Here is a 20,658-nt window from a genome sequence, read left to right as displayed (position 1 = left end):
CCGTCACTCCCCGCTCTGCTGGAACCCGCTCACGGAGGCGTCCGGCGTCTTCCCGTCACTCTTCAGAGCGACGGCCCCGTACGACCAGGTGAAGCACTGCGTCCTGTCCGACCCCGGCAGCCGGATCGTCCCCTTCGTCACGGCGAGGCTCTGGCCGCCGCCTTCCGCGCCCCGGACGTAGGTGAGCGTGAAGGAGGTGGAGGCGTCCTTCGCGAGGATGGTCTTCCGGGCCACGGCCACCTTGTCGGGCGCGACGGCGGTCGCGGTGTCGCCCGCGAGGAGGTCGACGCCGGGCAGCCCGTCCAGGGTGCACGCCGCGCCGCCGCGGTTGGTGACGGTGACGGGCACATTGCCGGTGTCCCCGGCGGCGGGAGCGGCGTTGGCGGGGCCGACCTCGACGGCCACCTCACCCACCTGGCAGGCGGAACCGGCCTTGCCGTCCTTGGCGGCGTCCTCGTCCCCGCCGTTGTCGCAGGCGGTCAGCAGGAGGGCCGCGGCGAGGGCGGCGACGGTGAGGGGAGTGGCGCGCATGGAGACCTCGGAGGTGATGTCAGGGCCGGGCGAGGTGCGCCGCCGATCCGACGGGACGCATCTCTGATCGGGCGGTGCACCGATCCGACATCACGATCCCAGACCGGCGGTGGGCAGGCCCGTCGGGAGCTTGCCGCCCTCCGCCCTGGTGTACGTCTCGGTGCCGGGGCCCTTCTCCCAGGTGACCTTCAGCTGGGACTTCCCGACGGAGTCGACCGTGCCGACCGTCCGGTCCTTGCCGCCGCCGGAGCACTTCAGGCGGATCACCCGGCTCCCGTCCTTCTCGCCGGCGGTCCCGCTGCACACGGTGCCGCCGGTCGCGAAGAGCGCGGCCTCCTCCTTGCCGTTGACCATGAGCACCACGGCCTTGCCGTCGGTCGTGGCGAGCCAGCTGCCCTCCAGGCCGCCGCCCGCCGATCCGGGACCTCCGCTGCCGCCGCCCGTGCCTGCACCGCCGGTCGCGGAGGCGCTGGGCTCGGGCGAGGAGTCGTTCTTGGAGTCGGAGTCGCCGCTGCACGCCGTCAGCGCGAGCGCGCCCGCCAGGGACGCGGTCACGGCCGCGACCCGCATCCGACGGCCCGACAGCGTGCGCGTACGCGGATAAGTCGCCGAGGTCACTGGTAGCTCCCAAGCTGTAGCGGTCGGCACAGGGCCGCGCCGGCCCACCGGACGGTCACGACCGCAGCAAGTTACCAGGGAGTCGCAAACCGGTCCCGGAATCCGCCCCCGCCCCACGCCTCCACCCGCCTCACGCCCCCATCCGCCTCACGCCCCCATCCGCCTCACGCCCCCACCCGCCCCACGCCTCCACCCGCCCCACGCCTCCACCCGCCCTCGCCCCACTCACCAGGACGCCACCTACCAGGACGCCTTGCGCACCCCCGGCAGATGCCCGGCGTGCGCCTGTTCCCGCAGGCTCACCCGGGACAGCCCGAAGGTGCGGAGGTAGCCGCGAGGGCGCCCGTCCACCTGGTCGCGATTGCGTACGCGCGTGGCGCTCGCGTCGCGCGGCTGCCGCCGCAACTCCCGCTGCGCGGCCAGCCGTTCGCTCTCGGAGGTCGACGGCCGTCGGACGATCTCCTTCAGCTCGGCCCGCCGCGCCGCGTACCGGGCGACCACGGCCCGCCGCTGCTCGTTCTTCGCGATCTTGCTCTTCTTGGCCATCAGACCTTCACCCCCCGGGCGCGGATCCGGGCGACGGCGGCCTCGACGCCGATGACGTCGACGGTCTTGATCCCCTTGGCGCTCAGCCGCAGCCGGACCTGTCGGCCCTCGCTCGCCAGCCAGTAGCGCTTGGTCTGGATGTTGGGGTCGAAACGGCGGGAGGTCCGCCGGTGGGAGTGGGAGATCGTGTTGCCGAAGCCGGGCCGGGCGCCGGTCAGCATGCAGTGGGCGGACATGGGTGATGTACCTCTCCTCCGGTCTGACTGTTAATGGAATTCATTTTCAGTAAGATAGCAGCATGGCACGCAACGAACTCCGCCCGGTCATCAAGCTCCGGTCCACCGCCGGCACCGGCTTCACCTATGTGACCCGCAAGAACCGCCGCAACGACCCGGACCGCCTGACCCTGCGCAAGTACGACCCGGTCGCCGGCCGTCATGTCGACTTCCGAGAGGAGCGCTGACCCATGCGCAACGGCATCCACCCGGCCTACGGTCCCGTCGTCTTCCGCGACCGGGCCGCGAACCACGCCTTCCTCACCCGCTCGACGCTCGCCGCCGTCCCGACGGACAAGACGATCGAGTGGTCGGACGGCAACACCTATCCCGTGGTCGACGTCGAGATCTCCGACGTCAGCCACCCCTTCTACACGGGCACCGCCCGGGTCCTGGACACGGCAGGACGCGTGGAGCGCTTCGAGCGCCGGTACGGAAAGCAGGGCTGAACCGGTGCCCGAGCTCTCCGTCGTGATCGTCGGCGGCCTGCACGCCGACGCCCGCAAGGCGGCCGTGGCGCGGCTGCTCGCCGACGTCCCCGACAGCCTCGTACTCCACCACGACCTGGCCACCGCAGCCGCCGGAACCGTCGTACGGACCATCCGTGACACCGCCGGCGTCGTCAGCGCCGGCGAGGCCCCCCTCGTCAACGACTGCGCCTGCTGCGCCCTGCGCGAGGACCTGGTGCCGGAACTGCTGAGGATCCGGGACGCGGGCGCCACCCGCATGGCGATCGTGGAACTCTGGGACTCGGTGGAGCCGAAGGCCATGGCCGAGGTGGTCACGGCCGGCGGTCTCACGGTCACCGGCGTGATCACCGCGGTCGACCCGGCCCTGGTCCTGCCGTACCTGGGCAACGGCGACGACCTGGCCGAGCGCGGCCTCGCGGCAGCGGCGACCGACCAGCGCACGGTGGCCGACACCTTCGCCCGTCAGCTGGAGTACGCCCCCGTCCTCGCCGTGGCCGACTCCCCGGAGGCCGACGAGGAGGACGGCGAACTGCTGGCCCAGCTCCACCCGACGGCCCGCCGCGTCCCGATCGGCCAGGGCGCCGCCCCGGACCACCTGACGGTGCCGCTACCTCGTGACCGCCCGCTGTCGCCTCTCGCCCGGGCGGCCCTCTGTGGCTTCGACGTCGAGGCGGCGGAGGCGGCCCAGCACCCGGCGTGCGCACTGCTCCCCGCGGAGGCGGACGCGCACGGCGTCGCCACCCTGGTCTGGCACCGCCGCCGCCCCTTCCACCCCGAGCGGCTCTACGCGGCGCTGGAGGACCTGACCTGTGCGGCGGCCCGCAGTCGGGGCCGTTTCTGGCTGGCCGACAAACCGGATGTCCTCCTCCACTGGGACGCGGCGGGCGGCGCGCTGTGCGTGGAGAGCGCGGGCCCCTGGCTCGCCTCCCTGCCCGACGCGGCATGGGACATGGTCCCGCCGGTCCGCCGGGCCGCCGCCGCGCTGGACTGGCACGCCGAGCACGGCGACCGCTGCCAGCACCTGGTCTTCACGTCCCCCGCTCTCGACCGCGACGGCCTGGAACAGCTCCTCGAATCCTGCCTCCTCACCGACGCCGAGTACGCCGCCGGCCGCGATGCCTGGAAGCGGCTCCCATCCGCCTTCGACACCCTCCTGGAGGTCTGACCCGATGCCCCGCAAGCCCGACCGCAAGCCCGCGAAGAACCGCCCCAACCCCCTGGACCAGGCGGGCGTCACCTATGTCGATTACAAGGACACCGAGCTGCTCCGGAAGTTCATCTCCGACCGCGGCAAGATCCGCAGCCGCCGGGTCACCCGGGTGACGGTCCGACAGCAACGCCAACTGTCCAGGGCCATCAAGAACGCCCGGGAAATGGCCCTGCTCCCGTACGGCACCCGCTGACAGGAACTCGGGCCATGGAACAAGAAGGCCGCGCAACGCGTCCTTCATAAGGGCGACGGATCCCGCGGCGGTATACGACGGAACGCGTTCAGCCCCGCGTACGTCACAGCAGTAACCGGAGAACCGGAGTAACCACAGCAGCACCCCGCGTGCACGTGCATCTGCTCATGCACTTGCACGTGAATCAGAGCTATGATCCGGAGCAGTTGACCAGTGCACCGCCACTGCCACCACTGCACCACCTCTGGCATCAATGGCTTCGATACCACCGCACCACCGGGGAGCGACCTGTGGACCACGACGTGTACAACGGCATGGCGGCCACGGATCTGAACGGGGTGGCCTGGCAGAAGAGCAGGCACAGCAACTCCCAGGGCTCCTGCGTGGAGTTCGCCCGCCTGCCGGGCGGGGACGTGGCCGTACGCAACTCCCGCTTCCCCGACGGCCCCGCCCTCGTCTACACCCGGGCCGAGATCGAGGCCATGCTCCTCGGCATCAAGGACGGCGAGTTCGATCACCTGATCGCGGGCTGACCGGCCGGAGCGCGGAGGCTTCGCGGGCGCACGGCGTGCAACGCGCGTAGAACCGCGGCGTCAGCGAACACCGCGGTTCCTCATTCGGACGTCCCCGACGCGCAGGGCCCCGACGGTGCGGGCTGGAGCCGGAACAGCGCCCACACCACCTTGCCGCTCAGCGTCCCCGCCATCGGATGCCATCCCCAGCCGTCGCTGAAGGAGTCCACGAGGAACAGCCCGCGCCCGGACTCGGCGGAGAAGTCGTCGGAGTCCCGCGCGACCGGGCTGGCGTGGCTGGGATCGCGCACCGCGCACACCAGCCGTTCGGTCCACCGCATCAGATGCAGCCGCACGGGCGGTGGCGTCTGTTCCGGCATCCGCTGGGCACCGGCCGGCAGTGCGTGCCGCAGCGCGTTGGTCACCAGCTCGGAGACCACGAGACACACATCGTCGAATCGATAGCCGAGTTCCCACTGGTCCAGGGTTCGCCGGGTGAACTTCCGTGCCTCGCGCACCGCTTCATAGCGGGCGGGCAGGGCGCAGGAGGCGGCGCTGGAGACGGCTGCGGGGTCAAGCGGCGGAAGGCCCTGCCGTAACGGCTCGAGCATGGTCGATCCATTCGTCCCCATGCGAGGCACTCCCGGGAGTTCGCGGTCGTTGCGATGCAGCGGTTGCGCGGGACCATGGTTTCGGATGCGCACAGCAGATGCAAGGGCAGATGCACGTGCACGTGACCGAATTGGCCGCTCCCGTACTACTTGTTGGCCATTTTTTCCGCCAACTTCACGTCGCCTCTTGGTCGTACGTCGTCTCCTTCCTGAGTGGAATCCTTGGCTTCTTTCCATCTCTGTAATCGGGCGAGTACTGCTCGAAGTGATTTAGTGGCAGACTGCACGCCCTGAAGACGGTTGGGGAGGCTGGCGAACGTGAGCGCGGGAGAGCCCGGATCGGTGGTGCGGCGCATGCTGCTCGGCTCGCAACTGAGGCGACTGCGGGAAGCGCGCGGGATCACGCGCGAGGCTGCGGGTTACTCGATCCGCGCCTCCGAGTCGAAGATCAGCCGGATGGAGTTGGGCCGGGTGAGCTTCAAAACGCGTGACGTCGAAGACCTGTTGACCCTGTACGGCATCACCGACGAGGCGGAGCGCAACTCCCTGCTGTCCCTCGCCCGGGAGGCCAATGTCGCCGGCTGGTGGCACAGCTACTCCGACGTCCTGCCCAGCTGGTTCCCCACCTACGTCGGCCTGGAAGGCGCGGCCAGTCTCATCCGCGCGTACGAAGTGCAGTTCGTGCACGGCCTGTTGCAGACCGAGCAGTACGCGCGCGCGGTCGTGCGGCGCGGTATGAAGGGCGCGAGCGAGGCGGACGTCGAGCGGCGGGTGGCCCTGCGCCTGGAGCGGCAGAAGTACCTCGTCTCCGAGAACGCCCCCGAGTTCCACATCGTCCTGGACGAGGCCGCCCTGCGCCGCCCCTATGGCGACCGCGAGGTCATGCGCGGCCAGCTCCAGCACCTGATCGAGATCTCCGAGCACCCGAACGTACGGCTCCAGGTCATGCCGTTCGGCTTCGGCGGTCACTCCGGCGAGTCCGGCGCCTTCACGATCCTCAGCTTCCCCGAGTCCGACCTCTCGGACGTCGTCTACCTGGAGCAGCTCACCAGCGCGCTGTACCTGGACAAACGCGAGGACGTCGCCCAGTACGAGACGGCGCTGAAGGAGCTTCAGCAGGACAGTCCGGGCCCGGACGAGAGCCGGGATCTTCTCCGGGGTCTCCTTCAACTCTCTTGAAACACAAGTACGATGACGTGTGATCAGGCCGTGGAGACGATCAAGGGTGATCAACTTCCGTGATCAGTCGATCGGGTGTCTGCTAGGGATTTGGGGATCACATGTCGTCCTACTTCACCGACCTGGCTCAGCAGTACATCGACGGTGAGTGGCGCCCGGGTACCGGCTCCTGGGACATCATCGACTTCAACCCGTACGACGGTGAGAAGCTCGCGTCGATCACGATAGCCACGGTCGACGAGGTGGACCAGGCGTACCGGGCGGCGGCCCGCGCCCAGAAGCAGTGGGGCGCGACCAATCCCTATGCCCGGCGGTCCGTGTTCGACAAGGCGCTGCGGCTGATCGAGGACCGTGAGCAGGAGATCGCCGAGGCGATCATCGCCGAGCTCGGCGGCACCCGGCTGAAGGCGGCCTTCGAACTCCACCTCGCCAAGGAGTTCCTGCGCGAGGCGACCCATCTGGCGCTGCGCCCCGAGGGCAAGATCGTCCCGTCGCCGACGGACGGCAAGGAGAACCGCGTCTACCGCGTACCGGTCGGCGTCGTGGGCGTCATCAGCCCCTTCAACTTCCCCTTCCTGCTGTCCCTCAAGTCGGTCGCCCCGGCCCTCGCGCTGGGCAACGCCGTGGTCCTCAAGCCCCACCAGAACACGCCGATCTGCGGTGGCTCCCTGGTGGCGAAGATCTTCGAGGACGCGGGCCTGCCCGCCGGTCTGCTCAACGTCGTGATCACGGACATCGCCGAGATAGGCGACGCCTTCATCGAGCACCCGGTCCCGAAGGTCATCTCCTTCACCGGTTCCGACAAGGTCGGCCGCCATGTGGCCACCGTCTGCGCCGCCCAGTTCAAGCGCTCGGTCCTCGAACTCGGCGGCAACAGCGCGCTGGTGGTCCTCGACGACGCCGACGTCGACTACGCGGTCGACGCGGCGGTCTTCAGCCGGTACGTCCATCAGGGCCAGGTCTGCATGGCCGCGAACCGGGTCCTGGTGGACCGTTCGGTGGCGGACGAGTTCACCGAGAAGTTCGTCGCCAAGGTGAGGTCGCTGAAGACGGGTGACCCACGCGACCCGCAGACGGTCATCGGCCCGGTCATCAACTCTTCCCAGGCGGACGCGATCTCGGCCGTCGTCGAGCAGGCGGTCGCCGAGGGCGCCACGGCCCTGGTGCGCGGCACCACGAGGGACAACCTGGTCGAGCCGACGGTCCTCACCGGCGTCCCGGCTGACTCGGCCCTGCTCCAGCAGGAGGTCTTCGGGCCGGTCGCCTTCCTCGTGACGTTCGACGGCGAGGAGGAGGCCGTCCGTCTCGTCAACGACACTCCGTACGGCCTGAGCGGTGCCGTGCACACGGGCGACGTCGAGCGGGGCGTGGCCTTCGCCAAGCAGATCGACACCGGCATGTTCCATGTGAACGACGGCACGGTCCACGACGAGCCGATCGTCCCCTTCGGCGGTGAGAAGCACTCCGGCCTCGGCCGGCTGAACGGCGAGACGATGCTGGACGCCTTCACGACGATCAAGTGGATCTCGGTCCAGCACGGCAGGAGCGGGTTCCCGTTCTGACCGATCCCTCGCGGGAAGAGCAGGACGGGCCACCGTCGCGGGGCTGACCTCGGCCCCGCCCGGCCCCGGTCCTAGTCTGGACCGCATGTCAGCGATCCGTCTCCTCGTGCTCGGCGCCGTCCGGCAGCACGGGCGGGCCCATGGGTACCAGGTGCGCAACGACCTCGAGTACTGGGGCGCGCACGAGTGGTCCAACGCCAAGCCCGGCTCGATCTACCACGCCCTGAAGCAGATGGCGAAGCAGGGGCTGCTGCTCGCCCACGAGATCGCGCCGTCCACGGCCGGCGGGCCGCCGCGCACGGAGTACGAGATCACCGAGCAGGGCACCGCCGAGTATCTGGGGCTGGTGCGCGAGTACCTCACCGCCTACGACCAGCGGCCGGACGTGCTCACCGCCGCCCTCGGCTTCATGGTGGACCTGGACCGGCAGGAGGTCCTCGCCCTCCTTCAGGAGCGGGTGCGCCGCATCGAGGAGTGGCGCAAGGGCGTCACCGAGTACTACACGCCCGAGGAGGGCCCCGGCCAGCTCGGTCACATCGGCGAGATCATGAACTTCTGGGTGCACTCCGCCGACAGCGGCGCCGAGTGGACCCGCGGCCTGATCGCACGCATCCGGGACGGCGCCTACACCTTCTCCGGGGAGGGCGAGCCGTTCGTCGGCGTGCTCGCCGAGAACCAGGAGAACCCGTACGCCACGGGGGAGCGGCACCCCGGCGACGACCGCTGAGCCGGCAACGAGGCCATTAATCAAGTTTGACCAATCGAGCCCGGGGTATTAGCGTCGAGCTGGTAGTCAAGTTTGACTAGCGAGGGAGACTCAGTGGCCGACGCGGCGATCACCGTCGAAGGGGCACGCAAGAAGTACGACGGCAAGAACGGCAAACACGCACTGGACGGCCTCGACCTCACGGTCGCGCGCGGCACGGTGCACTCGGTGCTCGGCTCGAACGGCGCCGGCAAGACGACCCTGGTCCGCGTCCTCGCCACCCTCCTGCGGCCGGACAGCGGCCGTATCGAGGTGGCCGGGCACGACGTGCTCCGGCAGGCGTACGAGGTGCGCCTGCGCATCGGCCTCCTCGGCCAGCACGCGGCCGTGGACGAGGAGCTGGGCGGCCATCAGAACCTGGAGATGTTCGGCCGCCTCTACCACCTGGGCGCCCGGCACGCGCGCGTACGGGCCGGGGAGCTCCTGGAGCGCTTCGGTCTCGCCGACACCGGCCGCAAGCCGGTCAAGCAGTACAGCGGAGGCATGCGACGCCGCCTGGACCTGGCGGCCTCACTCATCACCGACCCGGAGGTGCTCTTCCTGGACGAACCCACCACCGGCCTCGACCCGCGGGGCCGCGCCGAGGTCTGGTCCGCCGTCCGCTCCCTGGTCGGCGGCGGCACCACGGTCCTGCTCACCACCCAGTACCTGGAGGAGGCCGACCAGCTCGCCGACCGCATATCGGTCGTCGACGCCGGCCGCGTCGTCGCCGAGGGCACGGCGGACCAGCTCAAGGCGCTGACCGGCGGCGACCGCATCGACGTCGTGCTGCGCGACGCCGGGCAACTGGGCGCCGCCGTGGCCCTGTTGCCGGTACCGAAGGACGACGTACGCGTGGACGCCGACCGCCGGCTGCTCAGCGCACCCGTCATCGACCGGATGGCGGCGCTGTCCGGTGTCCTGAGGGCCCTTCAGGAGGCCGGGATCGAGGCGGAGGACGTCGCCTTGCGCCGGCCGACGCTGGACGAGGTGTTCCTGCACCTCACGGGAGACGACCGCCGAGTGAAGGAGCCCGCATGAGCATGAGCGCCCACGCCCTGACCGACTCCTGGACCATGACCCGCCGCGAACTCGCCCACTGGGCACGCCAGCCCGTGCAGGTCGTGGTCAACCTGGTCTTCCCCGTGATGCTGCTGCTGATGTTCGGCTACCTCATCGGCGGCGGCCGGGGCGTCCAGGGCTCCTACATCGACTATCTGGTCCCCGGCATGCTCGCGCTCACCATGGCCTTCGGCCTGGAGGGCACGATGATCGCCGTCACCCAGGACCTCAACAAGGGCGTCGTCGACCGCTTCAGGTCGATGCCGATGGCCAACGGCGCGGTCCTGGTGGGCCGTTCCGCCGCCGACATGCTGCAGTCGGCGCTCGCCCTGTTCGCCCTCATGGGCGTCGGCTACGCCCTCGGCTGGCGGGCGGACGGCAGTGCCGTGGGCTTTCTGGGTGCCGTGGGACTGCTGCTGCTCTTCCGCTTCGCCATGCTGTGGATCGGCATCCACCTGGCCCTGATCGCCGGGAAGCCGGAGCTGGTGCAGGCGGTGCAGATCCTGGTCTGGCCGATCGGCTTCCTGTCCAACGCCATCGCCCAGCCCGAGACCATGCCGGGCTGGCTGGCCACCGTCGTCGAGTGGAACCCGATGTCGCGGACGGCGACGGCCGTGCGGGATCTGTTCGGCGGCACGGGGACGGACCAGGTCACCGCCGCGATCGTATGGCCACTGCTGCTCCTGGCCGTCTTCTTCCCGCTCGCGGTACGGCGGTTCGCGCGCCTGAGCCGCTGACGGACCGCAGCACCGCTCAGTGATGGAAGCCGGTGGCCGCGCCCTTGTCCTGGGTCAGGGGGTGCGGCTGCCGGCGCAGCTCCGGCAGCAGCCCGCCCAGGTCCTCCACGAACAGCTCGGCGAGGTCCTCGGAGAACCCGTTGCGGCAGACCACCCTCAGCACGGACAGGTCCTGACGGTTCTCCGGAAAGGTGTACGCCGGGACCAGCCAGCCCCTCTCGCGCATCCGCCGCGAGACGTCGAACACATCGAACGCCCGCACGTCCGGCGCGGTCGTGAACGCGAAGACCGGCAGCTCGTCGCCCTGGGTCAGCAGCCGGAAGTCACCGAACTCCGCCACCGCCTTGGCGGCCTTGCCCGCCACGTCCCGGGCCGCCTGCTGCACCGCCCGGTACCCCTCCCGGCCCAGCCGCAGGAAGGTGTAGTACTGCGCCACGACCTGTGCGCCCGGACGGGAGAAGTTCAGCGCGAAGGTGGGCATGTCCCCGCCCAGATAGTTCACGCGGAACACCAGCTCCTCGGGCAGGGCCTCCTGATCCCGCCACAGCGCCCAGCCGACCCCCGGGTAGACGAGCCCGTACTTGTGCCCCGAGGTGTTGATGGAGGCCACCCTGGGCAGCCTGAAGTCCCACACCAGGTCCTCGTCCAGGAAGGGCGCGACCATGGCGCCGGACGCCCCGTCGACGTGCACCGGGACGTCGAGTCCGGTCCGCTCCTGGAGGGCGTCGAGGGCGGCGCACAGCTCCTCGACCGGCTCGTAGGACCCGTCGAAGGTGGAGCCGAGGATCGCGACGACCCCGATGGTGTTCTCGTCGCACAGCTCGGCCGCCGCCTGCGGGTCGAGATGGAACCGCTCGCCCTCCATGGGCACCTGCCGGGCCTCCACCTCCCAGAAGTTGCAGAACTTCTCCCAGCAGACCTGAACATTGACGCCCATCACCAGATTGGGGCGCGCACCGGGGTACCGGTCCGCGTTGCGCTGCGCCCACCGGCGCTTGAGCGCCATCCCGGCGAGCATGCACGCCTCGCTGGAGCCGGTGGTGGAGCAGCCCACGGCCACCGAGGGGTCGGGCGCGTTCCACAGGTTGGCGAGCATCGACACACAGCGCCGTTCCAGCTCCGCGGTGCGCGGGTACTCGTCCTTGTCGATCATGTTCTTGTCCCGGCACTCCGCCATCAGCACCCGGGCCTGTGGTTCCATCCAGGTGGTGACGAAGGTGGCCAGGTTCAGCCGGGAGTTGCCGTCCAGCATCAGCTCGTCGTGGACCAGCTGGTACGCCGTCGACGGTGGCAGGGGAGCGCGGGGCATCCGGTGCCGGGGAGGGGCCTTGGTCATGCTGACGGCCGGGTTCGCCTCGCCGTAGAAGGGGTTGACGGCGAGCCTGCCCCGGTCGCCCTCGTCGTCCGGCGCTTTGCTGTCGCCGCGATGCAGTGGCATGCATACGACGGTAGATCCGTCCCGCCCGACTTGCACCTCACGCCACGTGAGGGCCCACCGTGGAGGGCGTACCGAGAAGGGAGCGGAAGTGAGCTACTCCGTGGGACAGGTCGCGGGCTTTGCCGGTGTGACGGTGCGCACGCTGCACCACTACGACGACATCGGCCTGCTCGCGCCCAGCGCGCGCAGCCACGCGGGGCACCGGCGCTACAGCGACGGCGACCTCGACCGGCTTCAGCAGATCCTGTTCTACCGTGAGCTCGGCTTCCCGCTCGAAGAGGTCGCAGCCCTGCTCGACGACCCGGACGCGGACCCGCGCGCGCATCTGCGCCGGCAGCACCAGCTGCTGACCGCCCGGATCGAGAAGCTCCAGAAGATGGCGGCGGCCGTGGAGAACGCCATGGAGGCACGCAAGATGGGGATCAACCTCACGCCGGAGGAGAAGTTCGAGGTGTTCGGGGACTTCGACCCGGACCAGTACGAGGAGGAGGTGAACGAGCGCTGGGGCGGCTCCGACGCCTACCGCCAGTCACAGGAGCGCGCCGCCTCCTACACCAAGGAGGACTGGCTGCGGATCCAGCGCGAGGCCGACGAGCTCGGCCGGCGTTTCGTCGCCCTCATGGAGGCGGGCGAGCCGGCGGACTGCGAAGCGGCGATGGACGCCGCCGAGGAGCACCGCCAGGGGATCTCCCGCAACCACTATGACTGCGGGTACGAGATGCACACCTGTCTCGGCGAGATGTACGTCGCCGACGAGCGTTTCACCCGCAACATCGACCAGGCCAAGCCGGGCCTCGCGGCCTACATGAAGGAAGCGATTCTCGCCAACGCCGCCCGGCACACCTCCTGACACCTGGCCCGGGACCCCGTACGGGTCACTCCCGGGCCAGGACCACCGCGGTCCCGTAGGCGCACACCTCGGTGCCCACGTCGGCGGCCTCCGTCACATCGAACCGGAACATCAGCACGGCATTCGCGCCACGCGCGCGTGCCTGCTCGACAAGCCGGTCCATGGCCTGGGTGCGGGTCTCCACCAGGGTCTTGGTGAGCCCCTTGAGCTCACCGCCGACCAGCGACTTCAGACCGGCGCCGATCTGACTGCCGACGTGCCGGGACCGCACCGTCAGTCCGAAGACCTCACCGAGGACTTCGCTGACGCGGTAGCCGGGCACGTCGTTCGTGGTCACTACAAGGACGTCGGGCTGGGGCCCCTGCCCGCCGCCGTACTCTTCGATGCCCATGAATCACAGCTTTGTCGCAGCGGGGGCACAGTGCATCCTGAGGGGGTCCATGGAACCTGGGCGGCCGGTGCAGCGTTGATAATTGAGCAGCCAGCTGCACCCCGTCCGCCCCCACCAGCAGGAGCCACATCCCGTGACCACGCTTGCGCTCGGCCCCGAGTGGCTCAGCCCGGACTATCTGATCGAGACCTTCAGCCTGCCCGGCATCCTGCTGATCGTCTTCGCCGAGTCCGGCCTCTTCGCGTTCCTGCCCGGTGACTCCCTGCTCTTCACCGCGGGCCTGTTCGTGGCCGAGGGGAACTACATCACCCAGCCCCTGTGGCTGGTCTGCACGCTGATCGTCCTGGCCGCCGTCATCGGTGACCAGGTCGGCTACATGATCGGCAAGTTCTTCGGCCCGAAGCTGTTCAACCGCCCCAACTCCAAGCTCTTCAAACAGGAGAACCTGGAGAAAGCACACGAGTTCATGGAGAAGTACGGGCCCAAGGCGATCGTGCTGGCCCGCTTCGTGCCGATCGTGCGCACCTTCGCCCCCATCGTGGCGGGCGCCGGCCGCATGAAGTACCGCACCTTTCTCACGTACAACGTCATCGGCGGCATCGCCTGGGGCTGCGGCGTCACCCTGGCCGGTTACTGGCTCGGCCAGATCGGGTTCATCAAGAAGAACGTCGAGGCGATCCTCGTCCTGATCGTCTTCGTCTCCGTGGTCCCGATCATCGTCGAGTACCTGCGCGAGCGCGCCAAGAAGAAGCGCGCGGCGGCCGAGTCCCCGGCGGCCGAGGCCCAGGCGGCCCGGACCCAGCAGGCCCCGCGCATGGACGATGCGACGACCCAGCTGCGCCGCATCCCCTCCGACGACCAGCCCCAGCAGCACGGCAACCAGGCCCATCACTACGGCGACCAGGGCGGCGGACAGCAGTACGGTTACGACCAGCAGTACGGCTACGACCAGCAGCACTACGGCCAGCAGCCCCCGCAGGAGCCGTACGCGCAGCAGTACCCGCAGGGCTACGGCGGGCAGCACCAGCAGCACCAGCAGAGCCACCAGAACCAGCAGTACCCGCCGAACCAGGGTTACTGACCACCCCAGGGGCGGGCCCCGAGCCCGTGGGCAGCCGGCGCCGGAAGATCCCGCGTCAGAAACCCCGCGTCCGCTTGGCGGCCCGCCGCTTCTCCGGCGACCCGATGTGCAGGAACATCCGGGAGATCTCCGCCCCGAGGTTCACGCCGATGGCGATGGCCATGGCCAGGGAAGCCGCCGTGGCCAGGGAGACCAGCCCGGCGTCGACCTTGTTCTGCGCGATCGACAACAGCCCGAAGTACGTGGCCGAACCCGGCAGAAGCGGGCCGATCGCGGCGGTCGTGTACGGCAGCGCCGAAGCGAACCGGTAGCGCGCCATCAGCTGCCCGAACAGACCCACCAGCCCCGCCGCGACAGCCGTGGAGGCAACGGGCGAGAACTCCCCGGCATAGTGCATCGCGCCGTACACCACCCAGGCGACGCCCCCGTTGAGGGTCACGGCGAGCACGGTGGATCGTTCCTGCTGCAACAGCACCGCGAACGTCAGCGACAGCAGCATCGACGCGCCGATCTGCCAGTACGGCCGCTCGGAGATGTGCAGTGCCGCGTCCGGGCTGAGCTTGGCGCCCAGGTTCACCCCGAAGTACAGGATCACCAGCACACCGACGACGATGCCGACGAAGAAGTACATGACCTCCAGCAGACGAGCGGACGCGGTGATGTAGAAGCCGGTCAGCCCGTCCTGCACCCCCGCCACCAGCGCCCGCCCCGGCAGCAGCGCGAACAGCCCACCGGTGATGACCGCGGACGCCTTCACATCGACGTGCGCGAGCGTCAGCGCCACCCCTATCGCGGCCGGGGGCATCGCGGCCACCGTGAACTGGTAGAACTCCGGCAGCCCCCGGCCCGCGCACAGCCACGCCAGCCGGTCGCCCAGCATCGCGCCCAGCATGGCCGCGACGAACACGACCAGATCACCGCCGACCAGCACGGAGGCCGCCCCCGCGAGCAGCCCGCTCGCCCCGGTCAGCACCCATGTCGGGTACGGGTGCCGGTTACGGCGGATCTCCGCGAGCCGCCGGTAGGCCTCCTCCAGGGAGATGTGGCTCTCCGACTCGCTGAGGTCGTCCACGAGCTGGTACACGGCGGCCAGCCGCGTGTAGTCGGTGCCCCGCCGCCGCACCGTACGCGAGGCTGTCACGGGGTCGTCCACCAGCGACGGCTGATACGAGATGGACAGCAGGGTGAAGGTGACGTTCGGCTCGCAGCGGTCCAGCCCGTAGGAGCGGCAGACCGCGAACATCGCCGCCTCCACGTCCTCCGCGCCCTCACCGCCCGCCAGCAGCAGCTCGCCGATACGCAGCGTCAGGTCGAGCACGCGCGGGACGGCCGGGCCTTCCTCCTCCTCGGCCTTCGGCACCCGCTCCGGCGCCGGCCGCTCGGTCACCGGCATCCGCAGCATCGTGCGCATCCGGTCCTGCCACGGCAGGTCCTTGGTCAGACTTATCCGCGGTATGCCACCGGCGGGTGTGAAGGCCGGTGGCGCGTCCTCCACCCCGTATCCGCGCGGCGCGCTGAACGCCGACCCCTCCGGTTCCTGGACCGGCGGCTGCAATACGTCGAGCCCCCGGGGGAGGGCGAACTCCGACGTGGTCTCCGACTCGCTGTCCACCACCTCGATGCCGGCCGGCGGGGTGAACGCCATCCTTGCCTCGTCCGACTGCGGTTTGCGGTCCTCCGCGTCCGTCACGTGCGTAGCACTCCTTGTACGACACCTCCTGCCGCACTCAGTATGCGCACAGACACACGAACGGGCCGCACGCGCACGCGTGCAGCCCGTTCACATGCTGAAAGCAACTGGTGCCTCAGTGGCCGCCCTGGTCCTTGAAACGCTTGTAGGACCGCTCGATCTCGGCCTCGGCCTCCGTGCGGCCCACCCAGTCGGCGCCTTCGACGGACTTGCCGGGCTCCAGGTCCTTGTACACCTCGAAGAAGTGCTGGATCTCCAGGCGGTCGAACTCGGACACGTGGTGGATGTCACGCAGGTGCTCCTGGCGCGGGTCCGTCGCCGGCACGCACAGCAGCTTGTCGTCGCCGCCGGCCTCGTCCGTCATCCGGAACATGCCGATCGCGCGGCACTTGATGAGGCAGCCCGGGAAGGTCGGCTCGTCCAGGATGACCAGCGCGTCCAGCGGGTCGCCGTCCTCGCCGAGGGTGTTCTCGACGAAGCCGTAGTCGGTCGGGTAGGCGGTCGAGGTGAAGAGTCGACGGTCCAGGCGGATCCGGCCGGTCTCGTGGTCCACCTCGTACTTGTTCCGCGAACCCTTCGGAATCTCGATCGTGACGTCGAACTCCACCGGTGGCTCCTCCATGATCAACACATAGTTCTGGTGGTTAAGTGTCCCTCACGCAGGTGTGTGATCGCGAAAGGGGCTGGTGGCCGTGCCCAAGCTGAGGTCTTGGCAAGCCGCGAGAGCGCAGGTGACGCGGGCCGCGAGCGCGGTACGACCGCGTCTGGCACAGGCCGCGGACGCCGCACGCCCCCGTCTCGCACGTGCCGCGACGGCCGCGAAACCGCGGGTCGCCCGGCTCGCGCGAGCCGTCACCCCGCAGGCCGCGCGGACCGGCAGGCCGACGACCTGGCAGTACACCGCGGGCGCCGCCACCGCCGGACTGGCGCTGGCCGCCGGGGTGGTGACCGCCGCCGGCCCCTGGGACTCCACCGGTCAGCGTACGGCCGAGCGGGACTGGGTGGCCGCCAAGGAGCGCACGGGTGGCACAGATCACGGTCGCGCACCCGACACGGCCGAGGGCCCCCGCCCCGCCCCCAGCGCACCCTCCGTCCTCACCGGCCTCGGCGGCGGCGTCGGCACCGTGCGGTCGCTCCCCGACCGCAAAGCACTCGCCGACGTCCTGGATCCGCTCCTGGACGTCCCGCAGCTCGGCACCCGCGGTGCGGCGGCGGTCGTGGACGTGTCCACCGGCCGGCGCCTGTACGGCGTCGGAGCCACCGAATCCCTCACCCCCGCCTCCACCACCAAGATCGCCACCGCCGCGGCGGCCCTGACCGCCCTCGGCCCCGACCACCGCCTCACGACCCGCACCGCCCTGGAACCCGACACGGACGAACTGGTCCTAGTCGGCGGCGGCGACCCCACCCTGACCGCACGCGAGGAGGCCAAGGGCTGGGCGAGCCTGCGCGAACTGGCCGACGACACCGCCGAGGCGCTGAAGAAGCGCGACATGCGCGAGGTCACCCTCTCCTACGACACCACGCTCTACGCGGGCCCCGGACGGCACCCCATCGGGGTGAACGACAACCTCGCCCCGGTCACCGCCCTGATGGCCGACGAAGCCCGCACGGACGACTCCACGCGGGGGCCGGCCCCCCGCGTCGCGGACCCGGCGAAGGACGCGGCGATCCGGTTCGCGTCCTTCCTCGCCGACCACGGCATCAAGACGACATCCCCCGGCCCCTCCAAGGCCACGGACCGCGCCGAGGCCCTCGCCGAGGTCTCCTCGCCCCCGCTCTCCACCCTGGTCGAGCGCATGCTCACCAACAGCGACAACGACATCGCCGAGGCTCTGGCCCGCCATACAGCCGTGGCGAGCGGCAAGCGCCCCGACTTCCGTGGCGCCTCAGCGGCGATCGAGGCCCGGCTGAAGAAGCTCGGACTGCCCGTGTCCGGCGTCGACATCAAGGACGGCAGCGGCCTCGACCGCTCCGACAAGCTCACCGCGAGCCTGCTCGCCACCCTCCTGGCCAAGGCCGCCGATCCCGCCCACCCCGAACTCCGCCCCACCCTCACCGGTCTCCCCGTGGCCGGCTTCACCGGCACCCTGAGCGGGCGCTACTCCGACGGCCCCGCAGGCGTCGTACGCGCCAAGACCGGCACCCTGACCGGCGTGAACTCGCTGGCCGGCACCCTCGTCGACCAGGACGGCCACCTGCTGTCCTTCGCCTTCCTGGCCACCGACACGACCGACCCCGGGGCGGCCCAGTCGGCCCTGGACAAGGCCGTGGCGGCACTGGCGTCCTGCGGCTGCCGCTGACCTAGCCTCACCCGCGCCGCCGCGGCCAGCCGTTCCGCCCCAAACCGTCCGTCAGCCCCGCCAACCCCCATGGCCTGCCCCAAGTGGGACCGCTCACGTACGGTTGACACATGACGAGCATCGGTGGTGCCGAGATGGTCGACTGGAATCTCGCGGTGGCGACCGCGACCCGGCTCGTGCGGCCGGGCCCGGAGGTGAGCCGCGACGAGGCCCGGGCCGTCGTCGCCGAGCTGCGCCGACACGCGAAGGCCTCGGAGGAACACGTCCGGGGCTTCACTCGTATGGGCACGGAGGACATCCACGACACCCCCGTCCTCGTCGTCGACCGCCCCGGCTGGGTGCGGGCGAACGTCGCCGGGTTCCGCGAGATCCTCAAGCCTCTGCTCGAGAAGATGCAGGAACGACGCAGCGGCAGCACCGGCGGCGCGGTCCTCGGCGCCGTCGGCGGCAAGGTCACCGGTGTCGAGCTCGGCATGCTGCTGTCCTTCCTCGCCTCCCGGGTCCTCGGCCAGTACGAGACCTTCGCCCCCGCCACCCGTGAGCTCCCGGCGGGCGAGCACGGCGGCGGCCGACTCCTGCTGGTCGCGCCGAACATCGTCCACGTCGAGCGCGAACTCGACGTACAGCCGCACGACTTCCGGCTGTGGGTCTGTCTGCACGAGGAGACCCACCGCACGCAGTTCAGCTCGGTGCCCTGGCTGCGTGACCACCTCGAGGGCGAAATCCAGTCTTTCTTGGGGGAGACCGACGTCGACCCCGCGACCTTCCTCGAACGCATCCGCGAAGCCGCCCAGTCCCTCGCCGGCGGTCGCCCCGAGGCCGAGGAGGACGACGGCGGTCGCTCCTTCGTCGAACTGGTGCAGACCCCGGCCCAGCGCGAGATCCTCGGCCGCCTCACCGCGGTGATGTCCCTCCTGGAGGGCCACGCCGACTACGTCATGGACGGCGTCGGCCCCCAGGTCGTGCCGACCGTCGCGGAGATCCGCGAGAAGTTCCAGCAGCGCCGCGCCAAAGGCGCCTCCCGACTGGACATGGCCCTGCGCAAGCTGCTCGGCCTGGACGCCAAACTCCGCCAGTACCGCGACGGCGAACGCTTCGTACGAGCCGTCGTGGACCAGGTCGGTATGGACGGCTTCAACCGCGTGTGGACGTCTCCCAACACCCTCCCCACCAAGGCGGAGATCGCCAAACCGGCGGACTGGATCGCGCGGGTGCACCGCAAGGCGGAGTCGTGAAACCCGCCGGGAGTTGTGCATCTCATACGACGGTCGTGAACCGATTCCGGCCGACGGCAGGCGAACGCCCCTCCAATCACCCGTCCGAGGGACCGTGAGCCATGGGTAGGCGTGCAATGCTCGGGGAACGGCCCGGTTCTGTCACCATCTACACACTCTGAGTGACCGAGCTCGGGCTCACCCCCCGACAATTTCATGAAGGGAACCGGACATGGGTCCCCATCCTGCGGTCGCGGCGATACGCCTGGCGGTACGCCGCGTCCTCCATGACATCCTCAATCAACACAGCCGCATCACCGAGGCCACCGCGCCCGGCAACCCCCGCGCGGCCTCGTACGCCACCCCGGGCATCGGCCTGACCACCCCGGCAACGTACGACCCCGCCCGCGCCCCGGCCGCGCACGACAGCGCGGCGCGCGAGCCGTCGCACACCCCCCGCCGCGCCACCGCGCAGCAGCCCCCGAGCACCGCACCGCACGAGCGAACCCCCTCCCCGCTCGTGCTCGTCGCATGCTCAGGCGGCGCCGACTCCATGGCCCTCGCCTCGGCGCTCGCCTTCGAAGCCCCCAAACTCGGCATCCGCGCCGGCGGCATCACCGTCGACCACGGTCTCCAGGCCGGCTCCGACCTGCGCGCCGAGGAAGTCGTCCTGCGGCTGCGCGAACTCGGCCTCGACCCGGCCGAGTCCATCGCCGTCACCGTCGGCCGCGCGGGCGGACCCGAAGCCGCCGCCCGCGACGCCCGCTACGCCGCCCTCGACGCCGCCGCCGAACGCCACGGCGCCCTCGCCGTCCTCCTCGGCCACACCCGCGACGACCAGGCCGAGACCGTCCTCCTCGGCCTCGCCCGCGGCTCGGGCATCCGCTCCCTGTCCGGAATGGCCGCGGCCTCGGGGGCCGCCGGCCGTTACCGCCGGCCCTTCCTCGGGCTCGACCGGCAGACCGCCCGCAAGGCCTGCATGGTCCAGTCCCTGCCGGTCTGGGACGACCCTCACAACGCGGACCCCGCCTACACCCGCTCCCGCCTGCGCCACGAGGGCCTGCCCGCGCTGGAGAAGGCGCTCGGCAAGGGCGTCGTGGAGGCCCTGGCCCGCACCGCCCAGCTCTCCCGCGACGACGCCGACGCCCTCGACGCCTGGGCCGGCCAGGCCGAGGCCGCCGTACGCGACGCGACCGGCCTCCTGGAGTGCGCCAAGCTGTACGCGCTGCCGCCCGCCGTGCGCCGCCGTGTCCTGCGCCGCGCCGCCATCGAGGCCGGGGCGCCGGCCGGCGCGCTCTTCGCCCGTCACATCGAGGAAGTCGACCGCCTGATCACCGGCTGGCGCGGCCAGGGAGCCATCAATCTCCCGGGCAAAGTCGTCGCCCGGCGTCAGGGTGGCAGACTGGTGATTCGGCAAGGCTGATTCCCGACCCCTCCGAA

At 70.4% G+C, this 20,658-nt stretch carries 24 protein-coding genes; 15 read left to right on the top strand and 9 right to left on the bottom strand.

Translation table 11 applies throughout. The features are described from left to right. Positions 1 to 3: 3 nt before the first annotated feature. The 4 genes from ACHBTE_RS28290 to rpmB all read right to left on the bottom strand — a co-directional run bounded on the left by ACHBTE_RS28290 (position 4) and on the right by rpmB (position 1,931). A complete protein-coding gene (locus tag ACHBTE_RS28290; RefSeq protein ID WP_394727080.1) occupies positions 4 to 531 on the bottom strand; it encodes a DUF4232 domain-containing protein in 528 nt (175 codons plus the stop codon). Between the two features lie 90 nt (positions 532 to 621). Further along, positions 622 to 1,101: a hypothetical protein gene (locus tag ACHBTE_RS28285; protein WP_394727118.1), complete on the bottom strand. Its 480-nt coding sequence runs from the start codon at positions 1,099 to 1,101 to the stop codon at positions 622 to 624. Positions 1,102 to 1,389: 288 nt separating this feature from the next. Beyond that, complete coding sequence (rpsN, locus tag ACHBTE_RS28280) at positions 1,390 to 1,695, bottom strand: 30S ribosomal protein S14 (protein WP_394727078.1); 306 nt, start codon at positions 1,693 to 1,695, stop codon at positions 1,390 to 1,392. After that, positions 1,695 to 1,931, bottom strand: a complete 237-nt coding sequence (rpmB, locus tag ACHBTE_RS28275) for a 50S ribosomal protein L28 (RefSeq protein WP_394727076.1) — start codon at positions 1,929 to 1,931, stop codon at positions 1,695 to 1,697. The genes rpsN and rpmB overlap by 1 nt, the downstream gene beginning before the upstream one ends. Positions 1,932 to 1,993: 62 nt before the next feature. On the opposite strand from rpmB, the gene rpmG reads away from it, so the two are divergent. From rpmG to ACHBTE_RS28250, 5 genes are all read left to right on the top strand, one after another. Beyond that, complete coding sequence (gene rpmG / locus ACHBTE_RS28270) at positions 1,994 to 2,158, top strand: 50S ribosomal protein L33 (RefSeq protein WP_044382365.1); 165 nt, start codon at positions 1,994 to 1,996, stop codon at positions 2,156 to 2,158. A 3-nt stretch (positions 2,159 to 2,161) separates the two neighbouring features. Beyond that, on the top strand, positions 2,162 to 2,419 hold the full coding sequence (locus tag ACHBTE_RS28265; RefSeq protein ID WP_394727074.1) for a type B 50S ribosomal protein L31: 258 nt from the start codon (positions 2,162 to 2,164) through the stop codon (positions 2,417 to 2,419). 4 nt (positions 2,420 to 2,423) lie between these two features. Continuing rightward, complete coding sequence (locus tag ACHBTE_RS28260; protein WP_394727072.1) at positions 2,424 to 3,605, top strand: CobW family GTP-binding protein; 1,182 nt, start codon at positions 2,424 to 2,426, stop codon at positions 3,603 to 3,605. Between the two features lie 4 nt (positions 3,606 to 3,609). Continuing rightward, positions 3,610 to 3,843, top strand: a complete 234-nt coding sequence (gene rpsR, locus ACHBTE_RS28255; RefSeq protein ID WP_394727070.1) for a 30S ribosomal protein S18 — start codon at positions 3,610 to 3,612, stop codon at positions 3,841 to 3,843. 314 nt (positions 3,844 to 4,157) lie between these two features. Next, positions 4,158 to 4,376, top strand: coding sequence for a DUF397 domain-containing protein (locus tag ACHBTE_RS28250; RefSeq protein WP_394727116.1), 219 nt, complete (start codon positions 4,158 to 4,160; stop codon positions 4,374 to 4,376). A gap of 80 nt (positions 4,377 to 4,456) precedes the next feature. On the opposite strand, the gene ACHBTE_RS28245 is transcribed toward ACHBTE_RS28250, so the two are convergent. Next, positions 4,457 to 4,987: an ATP-binding protein gene (locus ACHBTE_RS28245; protein WP_394727068.1), complete on the bottom strand. Its 531-nt coding sequence runs from the start codon at positions 4,985 to 4,987 to the stop codon at positions 4,457 to 4,459. Between the two features lie 333 nt (positions 4,988 to 5,320). On the opposite strand from ACHBTE_RS28245, the gene ACHBTE_RS28240 reads away from it, so the two are divergent. From ACHBTE_RS28240 to ACHBTE_RS28220, 5 genes are all read left to right on the top strand, one after another. Beyond that, the gene (locus ACHBTE_RS28240; RefSeq protein ID WP_394727114.1) at positions 5,321 to 6,145 is read left to right on the top strand and encodes a helix-turn-helix domain-containing protein; all 825 of its coding nucleotides are present in this window, start codon (positions 5,321 to 5,323) and stop codon (positions 6,143 to 6,145) included. A 101-nt stretch (positions 6,146 to 6,246) separates the two neighbouring features. Then, the gene (locus ACHBTE_RS28235) at positions 6,247 to 7,707 is read left to right on the top strand and encodes an aldehyde dehydrogenase family protein (RefSeq protein ID WP_394727066.1); all 1,461 of its coding nucleotides are present in this window, start codon (positions 6,247 to 6,249) and stop codon (positions 7,705 to 7,707) included. Positions 7,708 to 7,792: 85 nt separating this feature from the next. After that, positions 7,793 to 8,434 (top strand): PadR family transcriptional regulator, encoded by a 642-nt coding sequence (locus tag ACHBTE_RS28230; RefSeq protein ID WP_394727064.1) that lies wholly within the window; start codon positions 7,793 to 7,795, stop codon positions 8,432 to 8,434. A 93-nt stretch (positions 8,435 to 8,527) separates the two neighbouring features. Then, positions 8,528 to 9,493, top strand: coding sequence for an ATP-binding cassette domain-containing protein (locus ACHBTE_RS28225; protein WP_394727062.1), 966 nt, complete (start codon positions 8,528 to 8,530; stop codon positions 9,491 to 9,493). A gap of 2 nt (positions 9,494 to 9,495) precedes the next feature. After that, complete coding sequence (locus ACHBTE_RS28220) at positions 9,496 to 10,251, top strand: ABC transporter permease (protein WP_394727112.1); 756 nt, start codon at positions 9,496 to 9,498, stop codon at positions 10,249 to 10,251. Between the two features lie 16 nt (positions 10,252 to 10,267). Here ACHBTE_RS28220 and ACHBTE_RS28215 read toward each other — a convergent pair whose 3' ends face one another. Next, a complete protein-coding gene (locus ACHBTE_RS28215) occupies positions 10,268 to 11,689 on the bottom strand; it encodes a glutamate decarboxylase (protein ID WP_394727060.1) in 1,422 nt (473 codons plus the stop codon). A gap of 88 nt (positions 11,690 to 11,777) precedes the next feature. On the opposite strand from ACHBTE_RS28215, the gene ACHBTE_RS28210 reads away from it, so the two are divergent. Further along, positions 11,778 to 12,539: a MerR family transcriptional regulator gene (locus ACHBTE_RS28210; RefSeq protein WP_394727058.1), complete on the top strand. Its 762-nt coding sequence runs from the start codon at positions 11,778 to 11,780 to the stop codon at positions 12,537 to 12,539. Positions 12,540 to 12,564: 25 nt separating this feature from the next. Here the strand turns inward: ACHBTE_RS28210 and ACHBTE_RS28205 are convergent, their stop codons facing one another. Beyond that, positions 12,565 to 12,930 (bottom strand): YbjQ family protein, encoded by a 366-nt coding sequence (locus ACHBTE_RS28205; protein ID WP_394727056.1) that lies wholly within the window; start codon positions 12,928 to 12,930, stop codon positions 12,565 to 12,567. A gap of 133 nt (positions 12,931 to 13,063) precedes the next feature. Here ACHBTE_RS28205 and ACHBTE_RS28200 point away from each other — a divergent pair, with 133 nt between their 5' ends. Beyond that, entirely contained in the window at positions 13,064 to 14,011 is a 948-nt protein-coding gene (locus tag ACHBTE_RS28200) for a DedA family protein (RefSeq protein WP_394727054.1), read from the top strand. Positions 14,012 to 14,066: 55 nt separating this feature from the next. Here ACHBTE_RS28200 and ACHBTE_RS28195 read toward each other — a convergent pair whose 3' ends face one another. Continuing rightward, entirely contained in the window at positions 14,067 to 15,701 is a 1,635-nt protein-coding gene (locus ACHBTE_RS28195; RefSeq protein ID WP_394727052.1) for a threonine/serine exporter ThrE family protein, read from the bottom strand. A 115-nt stretch (positions 15,702 to 15,816) separates the two neighbouring features. Then, positions 15,817 to 16,308: an inorganic diphosphatase gene (locus ACHBTE_RS28190; protein WP_015658794.1), complete on the bottom strand. Its 492-nt coding sequence runs from the start codon at positions 16,306 to 16,308 to the stop codon at positions 15,817 to 15,819. Between the two features lie 79 nt (positions 16,309 to 16,387). Here ACHBTE_RS28190 and dacB point away from each other — a divergent pair, with 79 nt between their 5' ends. The 3 genes from dacB to tilS all read left to right on the top strand — a co-directional run bounded on the left by dacB (position 16,388) and on the right by tilS (position 20,641). Next, positions 16,388 to 18,004 (top strand): D-alanyl-D-alanine carboxypeptidase/D-alanyl-D-alanine-endopeptidase, encoded by a 1,617-nt coding sequence (dacB, locus tag ACHBTE_RS28185; protein ID WP_394727049.1) that lies wholly within the window; start codon positions 16,388 to 16,390, stop codon positions 18,002 to 18,004. Between the two features lie 110 nt (positions 18,005 to 18,114). Then, positions 18,115 to 19,239: a zinc-dependent metalloprotease gene (locus ACHBTE_RS28180; protein WP_394727047.1), complete on the top strand. Its 1,125-nt coding sequence runs from the start codon at positions 18,115 to 18,117 to the stop codon at positions 19,237 to 19,239. 211 nt (positions 19,240 to 19,450) lie between these two features. After that, entirely contained in the window at positions 19,451 to 20,641 is a 1,191-nt protein-coding gene (tilS, locus tag ACHBTE_RS28175) for a tRNA lysidine(34) synthetase TilS (protein WP_394727045.1), read from the top strand. The last annotated feature ends 17 nt before the right edge of the window (positions 20,642 to 20,658 follow it).

This window comes from Streptomyces sp. M41, from assembly GCF_043673425.1.
Lineage (GTDB): Bacteria > Actinomycetota > Actinomycetes > Streptomycetales > Streptomycetaceae > Streptomyces.
Note: the sequence above shows the minus strand (reverse complement) of the source record. Positions and strands in the feature narration are given on the sequence as shown.

Bases quoted from the DNA above. Each gene is read 5' to 3' on its own strand.
- ACHBTE_RS28290 (WP_394727080.1), bottom strand. From the start codon at position 531: ATGCGCGCCACTCCCCTCACCGTCGCCGCCCTCGCCGCGGCCCTCCTG.
- ACHBTE_RS28285 (WP_394727118.1), bottom strand. From the start codon at position 1,101: ATGCGGGTCGCGGCCGTGACCGCGTCCCTGGCGGGCGCGCTCGCGCTG.
- rpsN (WP_394727078.1), bottom strand. From the start codon at position 1,695: ATGGCCAAGAAGAGCAAGATCGCGAAGAACGAGCAGCGGCGGGCCGTG.
- rpmB (WP_394727076.1), bottom strand. From the start codon at position 1,931: ATGTCCGCCCACTGCATGCTGACCGGCGCCCGGCCCGGCTTCGGCAAC.
- rpmG (WP_044382365.1), top strand. From the start codon at position 1,994: ATGGCACGCAACGAACTCCGCCCGGTCATCAAGCTCCGGTCCACCGCC.
- ACHBTE_RS28265 (WP_394727074.1), top strand. From the start codon at position 2,162: ATGCGCAACGGCATCCACCCGGCCTACGGTCCCGTCGTCTTCCGCGAC.
- rpsR (WP_394727070.1), top strand. From the start codon at position 3,610: ATGCCCCGCAAGCCCGACCGCAAGCCCGCGAAGAACCGCCCCAACCCC.
- ACHBTE_RS28250 (WP_394727116.1), top strand. From the start codon at position 4,158: ATGGCGGCCACGGATCTGAACGGGGTGGCCTGGCAGAAGAGCAGGCAC.
- ACHBTE_RS28245 (WP_394727068.1), bottom strand. From the start codon at position 4,987: ATGGGGACGAATGGATCGACCATGCTCGAGCCGTTACGGCAGGGCCTT.
- ACHBTE_RS28240 (WP_394727114.1), top strand. From the start codon at position 5,321: ATGCTGCTCGGCTCGCAACTGAGGCGACTGCGGGAAGCGCGCGGGATC.
- ACHBTE_RS28235 (WP_394727066.1), top strand. From the start codon at position 6,247: ATGTCGTCCTACTTCACCGACCTGGCTCAGCAGTACATCGACGGTGAG.
- ACHBTE_RS28230 (WP_394727064.1), top strand. From the start codon at position 7,793: ATGTCAGCGATCCGTCTCCTCGTGCTCGGCGCCGTCCGGCAGCACGGG.
- ACHBTE_RS28220 (WP_394727112.1), top strand. From the start codon at position 9,496: ATGAGCGCCCACGCCCTGACCGACTCCTGGACCATGACCCGCCGCGAA.
- ACHBTE_RS28215 (WP_394727060.1), bottom strand. From the start codon at position 11,689: ATGCCACTGCATCGCGGCGACAGCAAAGCGCCGGACGACGAGGGCGAC.
- ACHBTE_RS28205 (WP_394727056.1), bottom strand. From the start codon at position 12,930: ATGGGCATCGAAGAGTACGGCGGCGGGCAGGGGCCCCAGCCCGACGTC.
- ACHBTE_RS28180 (WP_394727047.1), top strand. From the start codon at position 18,115: ATGACGAGCATCGGTGGTGCCGAGATGGTCGACTGGAATCTCGCGGTG.
- tilS (WP_394727045.1), top strand. From the start codon at position 19,451: ATGGGTCCCCATCCTGCGGTCGCGGCGATACGCCTGGCGGTACGCCGC.